This is a genomic window from Mesorhizobium sp. M1273, from assembly GCF_040318195.1.
Classification (GTDB): domain Bacteria; phylum Pseudomonadota; class Alphaproteobacteria; order Rhizobiales; family Rhizobiaceae; genus Mesorhizobium.
This window is the reverse complement of sequence record NZ_JAMYLV010000017.1, coordinates 19,398-31,921: the sequence shown is the minus strand read 5'-3', so window position 1 is coordinate 31,921 and position 12,524 is coordinate 19,398. Positions and strand designations below refer to the sequence as shown.

At 60.9% G+C, this 12,524-nt stretch carries 10 protein-coding genes and 1 pseudogene; 4 read left to right on the top strand and 7 right to left on the bottom strand.

Going from position 1 to position 12,524, the window contains the following annotated elements; all coding sequences use genetic code 11:
• Window positions 1–6 precede the first annotated feature (6 nt).
• From NKH30_RS19030 to NKH30_RS19000, 7 genes and pseudogenes are all read right to left on the bottom strand, one after another.
• Window positions 7–1,992, bottom strand: coding sequence for a glycoside hydrolase family 127 protein (locus NKH30_RS19030; RefSeq protein ID WP_352996576.1), 1,986 nt, complete (start codon window positions 1,990–1,992; stop codon window positions 7–9).
• Between the two features lie 27 nt (window positions 1,993–2,019).
• A complete protein-coding gene (locus tag NKH30_RS19025) occupies window positions 2,020–2,877 on the bottom strand; it encodes a carbohydrate ABC transporter permease (protein WP_254817449.1) in 858 nt (285 codons plus the stop codon).
• A complete protein-coding gene (locus NKH30_RS19020) occupies window positions 2,877–3,806 on the bottom strand; it encodes a carbohydrate ABC transporter permease (protein ID WP_352452309.1) in 930 nt (309 codons plus the stop codon). The genes NKH30_RS19025 and NKH30_RS19020 overlap by 1 nt, the downstream gene beginning before the upstream one ends.
• Window positions 3,807–4,175: 369 nt before the next feature.
• The gene (locus tag NKH30_RS19015; RefSeq protein ID WP_352996574.1) at window positions 4,176–5,429 is read right to left on the bottom strand and encodes an ABC transporter substrate-binding protein; all 1,254 of its coding nucleotides are present in this window, start codon (window positions 5,427–5,429) and stop codon (window positions 4,176–4,178) included.
• A gap of 83 nt (window positions 5,430–5,512) precedes the next feature.
• Entirely contained in the window at window positions 5,513–6,568 is a 1,056-nt protein-coding gene (locus tag NKH30_RS19010; RefSeq protein WP_352996572.1) for a LacI family DNA-binding transcriptional regulator, read from the bottom strand.
• 316 nt (window positions 6,569–6,884) lie between these two features.
• The gene (locus tag NKH30_RS19005) at window positions 6,885–8,327 is read right to left on the bottom strand and encodes a DUF6600 domain-containing protein (protein WP_352996570.1); all 1,443 of its coding nucleotides are present in this window, start codon (window positions 8,325–8,327) and stop codon (window positions 6,885–6,887) included.
• A 155-nt stretch (window positions 8,328–8,482) separates the two neighbouring features.
• A pseudogene (locus NKH30_RS19000) lies at window positions 8,483–8,725 on the bottom strand (LacI family DNA-binding transcriptional regulator); the annotation flags it as partial.
• A 376-nt stretch (window positions 8,726–9,101) separates the two neighbouring features.
• On the opposite strand from NKH30_RS19000, the gene NKH30_RS18995 reads away from it, so the two are divergent.
• Genes NKH30_RS18995 through NKH30_RS18980 form a run of 4 tightly spaced genes read left to right on the top strand, consistent with a single transcriptional unit; the run spans window position 9,102 to window position 12,519 of the window.
• Window positions 9,102–9,326, top strand: coding sequence for a hypothetical protein (locus NKH30_RS18995; protein WP_352996568.1), 225 nt, complete (start codon window positions 9,102–9,104; stop codon window positions 9,324–9,326).
• 9 nt (window positions 9,327–9,335) lie between these two features.
• Window positions 9,336–9,755: a very short patch repair endonuclease gene (locus NKH30_RS18990; protein ID WP_352996566.1), complete on the top strand. Its 420-nt coding sequence runs from the start codon at window positions 9,336–9,338 to the stop codon at window positions 9,753–9,755.
• A gap of 29 nt (window positions 9,756–9,784) precedes the next feature.
• Complete coding sequence (locus NKH30_RS18985; RefSeq protein WP_352996564.1) at window positions 9,785–11,602, top strand: hypothetical protein; 1,818 nt, start codon at window positions 9,785–9,787, stop codon at window positions 11,600–11,602.
• A complete protein-coding gene (locus NKH30_RS18980) occupies window positions 11,602–12,519 on the top strand; it encodes a hypothetical protein (RefSeq protein ID WP_352996562.1) in 918 nt (305 codons plus the stop codon). Before NKH30_RS18985 ends, NKH30_RS18980 begins: the two co-directional genes overlap by 1 nt.
• The last annotated feature ends 5 nt before the right edge of the window (window positions 12,520–12,524 follow it).

Genomic DNA, 12,524 nt, shown 5'->3' with positions numbered 1-12,524 from the left:
CCCAGCCTACCCCGCGCTTCTGAGCCAGACCAGCATCTCGCCGGGGTCGCGGTTGTCCCAGGCGAAATACGGCACGGCGGTGATTTTCGCGTCCTCGACCGCCGGCGCTTCGGTGCGGTAGAGCCCCTCTTCCCAGTTTTCGAAAGCCTCCTTTTTGGCAATCGCCGAAAGTGTCACGACGCCGCCCAGAAGGTTCGGCTGCTGATGCGCCTCGATGTCGGCCGTGCGCGGTAGTGCGATGCGGTGCAGCTGGCTGGAATTGTCGGTCTCCTCGACGCAATAGATCAGCGGGCCGCGCGCCAGTGCGACACGGCCGATATCCTGCCGCACCTGCGGGTTGGCGTAGAGGCGGTCGACGGCCATTTCGAGGTCGAGCTCGATGCGGTCGCCCTTGCGCCATTCGCGGCGGATCGCGGCATAGCCGTCACTGGTGACAGCATCCAGATCGATATCGGCGCCGTTGACCTTGAGCGTTGCCTTGCGGCACCAGGCCGGCAGCCGCAGGTGCAAGGTGAACTCGGTCGGCGCTTCCGGTTCGACAGAGATCGAGACCGCGCCGTCCCAGGGATAATTGCTCGTTTGGGTGAGCTCTATCTGCCGGCCCGCAATATCGAAACGAGCCGTGCCGTTTCCATAGAGATGGACGGCGAGTGCGTCGTCCGACAGGCCGTAGAAATAGCTGCCGATCGAGGCGACCATGCGCCCGACATTGGGCGGGCAGCACGGGCAGCGGTGCCATTTCCAGCGGTGGTGGGCGCCGCGGCTTTCGAGCGGATTCTCGTAGAAGAACAGCGAGCCGTCGAGCGACAGGCCGGAGATCGAACCGTTGTAGAGCGCCCGCTCCATGATGTCGGCGTAGCGCGCATTGGGGCCCATGCCGAGCATGCGGCTTGCCCAGAACACCAGGCCGACCGAAGCACAGGTTTCGGCATAGGCGGTGTCGTTGGGCAGGTCGTAATCGGCGGTAAAGCCCTCGTTGTGCGACGACGGCCCGAGGCCGCCGGTGACGTAGAGGTTCTTGGTCATGAGGTCGTCCCACAGCCGGTCGAGCGCCACCCGCAGCGTGTCGTCGCCATATTCGGTGGCGATGTCGGCCATGCCCGAATAGAGATACATCGCCCGCACCGCATGGCCGACGACCTTGTCCTGCTCGCGCACCGGTTTATGCGACTGGTTGTATTCGTAAGTCTTGAAATGATAGGCCTTGGGGTCGGCGCCGCGGGCGCGCGCCTCCTCGTCGAAATAATGCGGCTCAAGGCCGCGCTGGTCGATGAAGTATCTGACTAGCTCCATGTATTTGCGCTCGCCCGTCACCCGCGCCAGCTTGACCAGCGCCAGCTCGATCTCCTCGTGGCCGCAATAGCCCTTCTTCTTGCCGGGTTCCGGACCGAACGTCTCGGCGATATGGTCGACGTAGCGGCACATGATGTCGAGCAGCTTGCGTTTTCCCGTGGCCTGGTAGTAGGCGACGGCGCCTTCGATCAGATGGCCGGCGCAATAGAGCTCGTGGCAATCGCGCAGATTGGTCCAGCGCAGGCCGGGCTGGATGCGCTGGTACCAGCTCGACAGATAGCCGTCGGGCTGCTGCAGCTTTCCATACATGTCGATGACGGCATCGATCTTCTTCTCCAGCTCGTCGTTGCGGCGGCGATAGAGCGAATAGGCGGCGGTCTCGATGGTCTTGCCCCAATCGGAGTCCCAGAACATCTGCGTCGTCACCGTCGATCCGGTGAACTCGTTGCCGGCGGTGGCCGCCTCGTCCGGTGAAGGTGAGTGGAACGGGATGACGACGCCGGGCGACGGCCGGTCCGGGTCGATCTGCTCGAGCATGCGCGCCTCGACGCAGCGGTCGTAGAGGATGCCGGCGGTCTTCGAGGCGACGGCATCGACGCGGTCGCCCCAGAAGCCGCGCACATCGACCTGCGGCACCGGCAGCGGGCGGAAGGCGAGTTTCGGCTTGGCGCCCTGACTGGCGGATTGCGATGCGGTCATCAATTTACTCCGGTTCGGTTCGATTGGTCACTTCACGGCCCCTGCCATCAGGCCGCGGATGTAGAAGCGCTGCAGCAAAAGGAAGAGCACCAGGCACGGCACCATCATGACGGTGACGCCGGCCTGCACGGCGCCCCAGTCGATGGCGCCGAAGCGGCCGGACTGCAGCGCCGTCATCATGATCGGCAGCGTGAATTTCGACTGGTCCGTCATCAGCACCAGCGCCGCCAAAAACTCGTTCCAGGCGCCGAGGAAGGCGAACAGCGCGATGGTGACGATGCCCGGCCAGACCAGCGGCAGCATCACCCTCAGCAGCATGGTGACGTTGTTGGCGCCGTCCATGCGCGCGGCCTCCTCGATCTCGCGCGGCACCGCGTCGAAGGCGTTGCGCATCATAAAGATCGAGAACGGCAGCTGCAGCGTGACGTAGACGCAGACCAGCCCGGTCAGCGTGTTGTGCAGGCCGATCTTGGTCAGCACCAGGAAGATCGGCGTCAGGATCGACTGGAACGGGATCATGATCGTCGACAGGATGACGACGAACAGCAGGTTCTTCAGCGGAAAGCGGAAGCGCGAGAAACCGTAGCCGGCGAGCACGCTGACGATCACCGACAGCACCACCGTCATGACCGAGACGTAGATGCTGTTTTGCGCCGGCAGCCAGAGGCCGTCGCCGAAGGTGTTGAGGGTGGCGTAGTTCTCGAGCGAGATGCCGCTGGTCGGCCACGGCGGCAGCGGCGGCTGGCGCGCCTCCTGCGCCGGCTTGAAGGCCGAAAGCACCGTCCAGGCGATCGGCGCCAGGAACAGTATGGACGCGATGATGCCGGTCGAGTGCTCGGCGATCTGCATGCCGATGCGGCGTTTGCGGCTCCTTGCCTGCGCCATCAGTCGACCCCTTCCGGATTGCGCAGCAGCCGCAGCTGGATAAGGCTGAGCGCCACCAGGATGACCAGCAGGACCATCGAAAGTGCGGCGCCATAGCCGAGCTTGAACGACACGAAGGACTGGTTGAAGATCCAGTAGACGGCGGTCAGCGTCTGGTTGCGCGGGCCGCCGCGCAGGATGATGTAGAACTGGTCGAAGGCGAGGATCGAGCCGGCGACCGACAGGATCAGCGCCAGCGCCAGCGTGCGGCGCATCAAGGGCAAGGTAATCGCCCGGAACCGCGCGAATGGCCCTGCCCCGTCGATCATCGCCGCCTCCTGCAGGTCCGGCGGGATCGACTGCAGGCCGGTCATCAGGATGATCATGGTGAAGCCCGCCACCTTCCACACCACCATGGCGATGATCGACCAGAAGGCCGGCTGGAAGGTCGCCAGCAGGTTGAATTTCTTCTCGGTCAGGCCGAGCTCGAAAGCGGCCGGGCTGAACAGGCCGGAATCGACATTGAGCAGCCACGACCACAAAAGGCTGGCCGAGGCGAAGCCGATGACCGCCGGCATGAAGAAGGACGTGCGGTAGAAGCCGGTCAGCTGCCGCGGCCTTTCGATGAACAGCGCCAGCGGAAAGGCGACGGCGAAGATCGCGATCGTCACCACCACCGTGTAATAGCCGGTGAACTTCAGCGCGTTCCAGAAACGGGTATCGCGCAGGATCGCCCAGTAATTGTCGAGCCCGATAAAGCTGTGCGCGCCCATCAGCGGCCAGTTGTGCAGCGACATCCAGGCGGTCATGCAAAGCGGCACGATGAAGAAGACGACGACCAGGGCGACGGCCGGCGCGACATAGAGCAGGCCGATCCACTGCCGTCGGCCGGCGCCGACCAGTTTGTATGCGCGCGCTGGCGCGGCGGTGGTTGCTGTGATGGTGGTCATCGCTGGCCTTCTCCTTCTCCCCTTGTGGGAGAAGGTGGATCGGCGCGAAGCGCCGAGACGGATGAGGGGTGTTGGAAGGAATGCCGTCCGAGCCAAGCTGGAGCACCCCTCATCCGTCGCCTTCGGCGACACCTTCTCCCACAAGGGGAGAAGGGGGAGCCAACGTTGCGACGGCGTACTGTGATGGTGCTCATGCCTGTTGTTCCATTGGCGGGACGTCCCCCTCCCCCTTGAGGGGAGGGTCCGGCCGAAGGCCGGGGGTGGGGTCGTCTGCGAAGTGCGCCGACAGGAACGTCGAGCACTGCCGCAACGACCCCACCCGGACCTTTGGTCCGACCTCCCCTCGAGGGGGAGGTGGGCGCCGGCGCTTTACTTCTGCGGCGCCGAATCGATGATCGACTGCATCGTTTCCTGCGCGTTGGCGATGGCGCCGTCGACGTCTTCGCCGAAGAAGACCTCGTTCATCATCTGGTTCCACGGACCGTTGGCCGAGTTGATCAGGTCGTTGAACACCACCGAATAGGGCGTGCGGCCCTTGGCCATGGCTTCGGCGGCAACCTTGTAGCGCGGGTCGAGTTCCTTCAGCGCCTCATTGGCGATGTCGCCGCGCACCGGCAGGCTGCCGTATTTCGCCAAAATGGTCTGGCCCTCGAGCGAATAGGCGAAGTCGAGGAACTCCTTCACCACCGCCACCTTGGTGGTGCCCTTGGTGACGACGAAATTGTCGCCGCCGGCAAACGACGACCAGCCGCCATCCTTGCCGGGCAGGAAGGTGATGCCGTAGTCGATATCGGGATATTGCGTGTTGAGTGCGCCGATGGCGAAGGCGCCGGACGGCGAGATGCCGATATTGCCTGTGGCGAAGGCGGCAAAGAAGTTGGAGCCGGTGTCGGTCTGCGCGCCTGAAGGCACCAGGTCCTTCTTGACCATCGAACGGTAGAGGTCGATGGCACCGCGCATCTGCGGCGTGTCCAGCGTCGCCTTGGAGCCGTCCTCGGTCAGGATGTCGCCGCCCGAGGCCCAGATCAGCGGCGTGAAGGTGAAGATGTTGCAGCCGCCGCAATTGCCGGAGAAGTAGAAACCCTTGATGTCGCCGCCGAGCGCGTTGACCTTTTCGGCGTCGGCTTCGATCTCGGCCCAGTTGGTCGGGCCCTTTTCCGGATCGAGGCCGGCCTGCTTGAACAGCTTCTTGTTCCAGATCAGCACCGAACTATCGGCCGAGAACGGCAGCCCGTAGATGCGGCCCTTATAGGTGCCGGTCTTGACATGCGCCGGCGACAGGCTGGCGAAATAAGGCAGCGATTTCGCCCAGTCGGTGATGTCTTCGAGCTGGCCGGCGGCAGCGAAAGACGGCGTGTAGATCAGGTCGAGCGACAGCGCATCGGGCGCCGTGCCGCCGGCAGCGGCAGCGCCGTATTTCGGAATGATTTCGGCATTGGGGATGATGTCGAGCTTGATCTGGTTCTGATGCCCCTTGTTGAAGGCATCGACGATGCGCGGCATGAAGTTCGAGCCGTCGGCGCGAACCCAGATGTTGGCAGTGTCGGCGGCGGCCGAGCCGACTGTTGCCAGCGTGCCCAAAATGCTCGCGGCGATGGCGAGCCCGGTAATGGTGGTTCTCATGCTTCTCCTCCACATGGTTTTAATTTAGCGTCTTAATTTAGCCGCGCCCCCAAGCGGGTGACTATCGACACGGCCCGTTTCGTTCAGCCGTCCGGCGGACGGCCGCATGACTGACGCACCACCAGCCGGCACGGCAGTTTTCTGATGCCCGGCAAAGCGGGTTCGCCGCCGACGAGCGAAAGCAAGGCAAGGCCGGCCTCGCGGCCAAGTGCTGAAAGGTTCATATCGACGGAGGTCAACGGCGGCCGGGTCGCCTCGGCGACGATCTGCCAATTGTCGAAGCCGATGACGCCGACCTCGTCCGGCACGCCGATACCGCGCTCGCGCAAAGCGTCGATGACGCCGCGCGCGATCTGGTCGTTGCCGCAAAACACCGCATCGGGTTTTTCGCGCGTGCCATTGAGCCCCTCGCCGTCGAACAGCTTTCCGATCGCCTCATGGCCCCAGGCCTCCGACCACGGGCCGAGCAGCGGCTCCATGACCGGCAGGCCGTTCTCGGCCAGCACCGCGCGATAGGCCTCGGCCCGCGCATGCACCACGGCAAAGCTCGCCGGACCGCTGACGTGGGCGATGCGCCGCCGCCCGAGCCGGCAGAAATGCTCGACCGCCAGCCGCGCCCCGCCGGCATCATCGGAGACGAAGGCGATGGAGCCGGGATCGGGCTCGGTGAAGGCGTAGATCGCCGGAATGCCGAGATTGGCGAGATCGACCGGCAGGTGGCGGTCGATGCGCTTGCCAGTGGCGATGATGCCGTCGACGCGCTTGTCGAGCATGGCATCGACATGCAGCTGGGCAAGGCGCGGGTCGTCCTCGACATTGCACAGGAACACCGAGACGCCGGCATCGACCAGCGCATCGGAAACGCCGGCCATCAGCGGCAGCGAAAAGCGGCCATAGGTGTCGTTGGTCAACAGGCCGACGGTAAAGGAGCGCCGCCGCAACAGGCTCTGCGCCAGGCTGTTCGGGCGAAAGCCAAGCCGCTGCGCCGTCTCGCGAATACGCGTCCGCGTCTCGGCCGTCATCCGCCCCTGCCCGTTCAGCGCTTTTGAGGCCGTGGCGACGCTGACGCCGGCAAGGGCCGCCACCTCGCGGAGGGTGACTGGCTGCTTGACAGGCGTTGGCTGCGCATCGGACGCCATGATTCGGATATCGATCCTCCCGTTTGAGAAAAGCTTTTCTCTTATGGCCCTGCGAGGCGCTGAATAGTGCGGTCAGCGGACGTGGGGCGGTTTGGGAAAAGGTTTTCTCAAAAACAAGATTAGGGGAAGGATGCAAGGATGGCAAGAGGGAATGGCCTGGTTACAGGCATGTTCGGCAGTCAAGTACGACTCGCTGCCCTGGGTCCAGGATCTGCCATGGGGGCCCGAAGGAAAGAGGGCGAGCAGCTTTGGCGTGCATTGCCGTTCAGCGGGCACCGCGACCGAATAATCGCGGTGCCGCAGTCTACCCGCAGAACTAGCAGTTCTCAGTCTGTGGATCGCACGCCTTGTTTTTCTGTTTCTGTGGCTTGGGCTTGACCGCCTGCTCGGGCTCGGCCTGCTGCTGCTCGGCCGCTGGCTGCTCCTTGGCCTTCCGCTTCTCAGGCTTGGCAGCCTGCTCCGGCTCAGCCTGCTGCTGCTCGGCAGCGGCCTGCTTCTTGGCCTTCCGCTTTTCAGGCTTGGCCGTCTGTTCGGGCTCAGCCTGCTGCTGCTCGGCGGCGGGCTGCTTCTTGGTCTTCGGTTTCTCGGGCTTGGCCGCCTGTTCCGGTTCGGCCTGCTGCTGCTCGGCGGCGGGCTGCTTCTTGGTCTTCGGCTTCTCAGGCTTGGCCGCCTGTTCCGGCTCGGCCTGCTGCTGCTTGGCGGCGGGCTGCTCCCCGGCCTTCGGCTTCTCAGGCTTGGCCGCCTTGCCGGGCTCGGCCTGCTGCTGCTCGGTGGCCGGCTGCTCCTTGGCCTTCGGCTTCTCAGGCTTGGCGGTTTCTTCGGGCTTGGCCTGCTCGGTCGTTGCAGCGCCTTCGGTCGGCTTCGATTTCCGGCCAGCCTGAACCTGCTTCACCTCTTCGATGTCTTTGAGCTTAGCTGGTTTGGCCTTAGGGTCGGCTTTCACCTCGCCCTCAAAGACAGCGACCCTATCGTTTTCCAGTTTGCCGGACTTCTCGGGCGCGTCGGTCTTGCTGACCTTGACGGCAGTCACCTTCTGGTTCGTCTCCTTTTCGATCACATCGACATCAATGACTTTGTTGATCACCGAATTGTTCTGGATCGTCACGTCGCCGGCCGGTTCGGCCGCCTCGACAATGCGCACAAACTCCGGCTCATCACGAATAACGACCACAGAAATGTCCGCGGCAAGGAATTCGCGGGTGGGGACCACAACCCAGTAATAATCCGGCGTCGTGTCGAAGGTCACCTCGATTGAAATCAAATCCGGATCGCGGCGGGGCGGCAGCGGCGCCCAAATGATGTGCTCTCTGTCACGACGCCAACTCACCCATGCTGGCGCCCAGCGAGTGCCCGGAACCCAGTACCAGCCGATATCGTCGGCATAGCCCCACCGGCCGTAATGGTACGTCGCCCAGCCGAATGGCTCGTCGGACACCCAGAGCCAGCCATACTGCTCGGTATAGACCCAGTGTCCAAGCGTATACGGACGCCAATCGTCAGGCACATCAACCGGCACGAAAACGGTCGCTCCGTGATACGAGACCCAATCACCATAGGAAGACAGGTCTTCGTAGAACGTGCTGATCGAAACGGTGGTGGCGGCCCTTGCCTCGGACACAAGCGACAATGGCGCAATTGGGTTTGGAATCTCGACGACCGTGAGCAGGCAGGCGGTTACACCGCCGAGCATCAGTCGCACCGCATGTTGGGCAAGGACGCGTTTCATCGTAATCTTCCTCCGAAACAGATCGCCCTTCATCGTACAAACCCGCCGGCTGCCGGATTGTTCCACTTTGCTGACGTTACCCGCATCCCCTCCCGCAACGGCTTGGCATCGCACGATGATATTTGGGATCAGAGTTGCTTCATGAGGGCGGTGACCGTCACAAATGCGCGCCGAAGGCGCGGTGATAGAGTGTCGTTGGTCAAAAGGCCGACGGTAAAGCTGCGTCGCCGCAAGAGGCTCTGCGCCAGGCTGTTCGGGCGAAAACCAAGCCGCAGCACCGTCTCGCGAATCCGGGTCCGCGTCTCGGCAGTCATCCGCCCCTGCCCGTTCAGCGCCTTCGATGCCGTGGCGACGCTGACGCCGGCAATGGCCGCCACCTCACGCAGCGTGATGGGCTGCTTGGCGGGCGTTGGCTGCGCGTCGGACGCCATGATTTGGATATCGATCCGCCCAGGGGGGAAAAGCTTTTCTCTTATGCCGCCGCGAGGGTGCTGAATGGTGAGGTCAGCGGATGCGAGGCGATTTGGGAAAAGGTTTTCTCAGAGGGAAGGCTAGGATGAAACCGGCAGATGTGCAAGGGGTATGATGGCGCTGCCGATCCGAACTTTCGCGGTATGTTGAGCCCTCTCCGACCTCGGTTTCCGAGCGACAAGCGTCAACATTTAGGCCGAGTGTGACTTGCTTTTGCCGAGGTTGGGGACATCCTGTAAGATACATCCGTGCTGAGCGCAGCATATTTCTTGCACATTTTCAGAATGTGTGAGACATTTGTGCAAAGTTTTGCGTTTTTGACTCGGAATGGATTTAATGCGCGATAAGCGGGCGAAGTTTGTCAAGTTGGCTAACCAACGGGTAGGAAAGGCGCTGGAACAAATTCGGCTGGTAGGGAATTTGTCAAATAGGGCTGCCTACGACTTCAGTGAAGACGACACTCGTAAGATCGTGAAAGCGCTCCAGAAGGCTGTCCAGGGCATTAAGGAGCGCTTCAGTGAAAGCGGGGCTCGCGCTGAGCAAGGTTTCCATATTGAATAGCGCGTCGCTGTGACCGACCCTCTGTCGCCTGAACGCCGCGGCGCGCTCATGGCACGCGTAAAGCAACGCAATACAAAGCCAGAGATGACGATTCGCCAATTACTTCATTCAAGGGGTTGGAGGTATCGGATACACGTCAAAAATTTACCGGGGACGCCCGATATTGTGTTCCCTAGGAGAAAGGTGGCGATCTTTGTTCATGGCTGTTTCTGGCATGGGCACTCGTGCAAATTGGGCAGTTTGCCGAAGACGAGATCGGAATTTTGGTCGCAGAAAATCGTGGGAAACCGGCAGCGTGATGACCGGAAACGGGATGAGCTGCAACAAAGTGGTTGGCAAGTATTGATTGTCTGGCAATGCGAGCTTGCGGATCAGAGCTCCATGTTGCAGAGGATCGAGTCTTTTCTATCTAATGCCGCGAGCTGTTAGGCAGAATCAAAAGTTCGTTGGGGGTGCGCTTGAACGTATTGGCGAAACAACTGGGGACGGTGCAACCTGATTGGGCGTTTGAAGCCAATCCACGCATGGGCGGAGCAGTCGGCGAAGCTTACACCAATACCTTGGCATCTTCGGGTATGCACCCGGAGTGGGTTGTCGCCCGCGAGGCTATCCAGAACAGTGTGGACGCCCGCGACGGCGAAGACCGGAAGGTCGCTGTTGAATTTGTCAGCAGGGCACTTACTGGCAAGGCCAAGTCAGCGTTCATAAAAGCGGCAGGGCTGGGGGCAATCGCAGGCCGGTCCGATCGCCTTGGCTTTCGAGAGCCGAACTGCATTGGCAGCTTGTCGAACCCCCAAGCTCCACTTCGCCTGCTCTTTGTGAACGACCATAATACCACGGGCCTTGCGGGCGATCCATCAAGCTCAGATTCCAAGTTTTATCGTTTTTTGCTGACATTAGGCGACGGCGGGAAGGAACATAGCGAACATGGCACCGGGGGGTCCTACGGTTACGGAAAATCTGTATATAGTTCGAACTCGGGCATACTAACGATCTTTGCCTACAGCCGGACAAAGGACAGCGCAGGAGAGCCTATCTCAATATTGTTCGGCTGCGGCTACTACAGAAAGCACAAGCATTCCGAGCGCACGTTTACCGGACGAGCCTGGTTTGGTCATGACAAGACACCAGGCCTTGACGCGCAGCCGGTAGTAGAACCGCTGCTTGGCGATGAGGCCGATGAAATGGCTGCCGCTTTGGGTTTTGAGCAAAGGGATCTAGATGACCTTGGAACATCCGTTCTCATTGTGGACTCGTTGCTGAACTCGCAGGGCATTTTGGAGGGTGTCGAAGACTGGTGGTGGCCCCGGCTGATTTCCCACAAACTTGATGTTAAGGTCATCGGCGAGGATGGGGGGGTGTCTTACCCTCGGCCTCGGAAGCGCGACCAGCTGCGCCCTTTCCTTGAGGCGTTCGATATTGCTGCGGGAATATCGCCGACCAACAACAAAACCCACTTCCAGAAGACTGTCGGCAAGAACGAAGGGACGATGGGCCTCACCGTCCTTGAGCAGACTGACGACGGCGATTTTGTGGTTGGGGAAGCAAGGGCGGATGCAGTCGCTCTCATCAGAGCACCTTTAATGGTGGTAGCTTATCATCGCGCGTGGAACGTTGGGTCGCCAACGATGGCAGGCGCATTCATTGCTTCCGACGGCATCGACGACATTCTGAGATCCGCTGAGCCGCCCGCGCACGATAGGTGGGACCCAGACGCAAGACGGCTCCAGGACCAAACTGGCGAAAAGAAAGCTATCGTCTCAAGAGTGCTTTCGAGCATTCGGCGTGCAGTGAAAAATTCCCAGAAAACGGCGATCCCACCACCTCCCCCACGCCCCAAGCGCCTTACTCTACTTGAACGAACCCTCGCGAGTTTTCTGACACCGTCAAAAAAAGGCACCCCGCCCAAGCACGATGCATCGGCTGCACCGATACACCTTACTTACGACAAAGAGCCTCGCGCGGAGGCGGATGGAGCTTCTCTGAGGCTGAGAGCCTCGTTTAGCGTACGCATGAAAGCCGAGGAGAGCGATGAGCCTCTTCGGATTCGTGTGAGAATTAGCTGTCCTGTGATTGAGGATGGGCATGTAGGCGAATCTCTTGCTGTGAAGATCGCAGCCGATGTCGCTTTGGAACCCGATTCCAGTGACCCCGACTGGAGCGTCTTCCAACTACCCCCTGACACAAGTGTCAAGTTTAAATGTGACACTGAGGCGTACAACCCTCTTTGGACAGTTAGATTCGTTCCTGAGATTGAAGCCGTAGGTGAACAGTGATGGTCGCGAAATGGCATCGAGAAGAGCCGCGGGAAGTGCGCCCTTTTTTTCAGGCGCAAAAGGCCGAAGACGCGCTCCAGGCTAGCGCGATCAGATTGTATAAGCATGGAGATGTTTCAATCGAGACCTCTTTCGATCTGGATGAAATCGATTTTCAAAAGTTAGATCTGGCCGTCCACCCGGTCCTGGCGGACCCTTCAAACTGGATGCCCGCCGGCCTAACATCGGATGATCTGGAGGTAGTCCTAGTCGCTACGCATTCGTTTCTTAAGCGTTCAATGATTATAGAGCGATATACCGTCGGGGATGGCGACCCACCGGATAGATGGAATATAGGAAGCGACGTCCTATCGGATTTCGCTGGCGGCCGGAACCTGGAGCTGTCGCTGGCCTTGTGCCTCCGTAGCGATCGCGCTCCGATACCAGGTGCACCGTTCGTTGGAGGCCATTGGGTGGCTCGCAAAACGTTCGCCTTGCGGTCTCGCTCTGCACATACGCTATTCGACCTTCGTACGCGAACCGACGAAGACTGGATTGCCGCAAGCCTTCCCGCGAAGACTCTCTACTTTGTAGAATACGCTGGCGGAATTGCTGAAGAGCCCGAAGAAGGAGGCTCCGTCGCTACTGTATACATCCATCTAGATGCGCATAACCGGCTCGTCTCCTCGCCGGCGCTAGGTGAAGCGTTTCAACCGATGCTAGCAGCCGAGATCGTTCAGTCGGTACTTTCAGACAGCTACGACGATTGGAAAGATTTACAGGCGCCCCATCCAAATAGCCCACTCACAACGCTTCTAAAGCAACTCGGAAAAGAAAACGCGATGAAGCTGGAAGATTTAAAATCGATCGTCGCGAGCCCGGCGCGCGCCAAAGCGCTCCTGCAGGACCGCTTATCCGTCGTTCAGTCGTTGAGATAGGATAT

What these genes read in the sequence shown, in the direction of transcription:
- NKH30_RS19005 (WP_352996570.1), bottom strand. Translation starts at nt 8,327, where the DNA reads ATGAAGGGCGATCTGTTTCGGAGGAAGATTACGATGAAACGCGTCCTT.
- NKH30_RS18995 (WP_352996568.1), top strand. Translation starts at nt 9,102, where the DNA reads ATGCGCGATAAGCGGGCGAAGTTTGTCAAGTTGGCTAACCAACGGGTA.
- NKH30_RS19020 (WP_352452309.1), bottom strand. Translation starts at nt 3,806, where the DNA reads ATGACCACCATCACAGCAACCACCGCCGCGCCAGCGCGCGCATACAAA.
- NKH30_RS19030 (WP_352996576.1), bottom strand. Translation starts at nt 1,992, where the DNA reads ATGACCGCATCGCAATCCGCCAGTCAGGGCGCCAAGCCGAAACTCGCC.
- NKH30_RS19010 (WP_352996572.1), bottom strand. Translation starts at nt 6,568, where the DNA reads ATGGCGTCCGATGCGCAGCCAACGCCTGTCAAGCAGCCAGTCACCCTC.
- NKH30_RS19015 (WP_352996574.1), bottom strand. Translation starts at nt 5,429, where the DNA reads ATGAGAACCACCATTACCGGGCTCGCCATCGCCGCGAGCATTTTGGGC.
- NKH30_RS18980 (WP_352996562.1), top strand. Translation starts at nt 11,602, where the DNA reads ATGGTCGCGAAATGGCATCGAGAAGAGCCGCGGGAAGTGCGCCCTTTT.
- NKH30_RS19025 (WP_254817449.1), bottom strand. Translation starts at nt 2,877, where the DNA reads ATGGCGCAGGCAAGGAGCCGCAAACGCCGCATCGGCATGCAGATCGCC.